1 protein-coding gene is annotated in these 285 nt (G+C 66.0%); it reads left to right on the top strand.

The genetic code is table 11. The annotated features are described in order from the left end of the window. On the top strand, positions 1-232 hold a 232-nt coding region (locus tag ACUJ8O_RS11575), incomplete at its 5' end, for a transposase (RefSeq protein ID WP_445373409.1). Positions 233-285 lie beyond the last annotated feature (53 nt).

Raw genomic sequence — 285 nt, forward strand, 5'->3', positions numbered from 1 at the left:
CGCCGAGCGGCTGAACCGGGAGATCCGGCGACGCACGGACGCGGTAGGGATCTTCCCGAACCGAGACGCCGTGATCCGGCTCGTAGGGGCCGTGCTGGCCGAACAGACCGATGAATGGGCCGAAGGCCGCCGCTATCTCGGACTCGAGTTGTTGGCCCGCTGCTCTAACCAGGACCCGGACACCCCCTCGACAACCGGAGCGAGCGCGGAGGTGATGCCGACCCTGGCCTGACTCTCATGCCTTGAAGGTCGTTACACCACTTCCAGGGACTTGACCTCATCGGC

It is taken from the genome of Micrococcus sp. EWR3.9.1 (genome assembly GCF_052615555.1).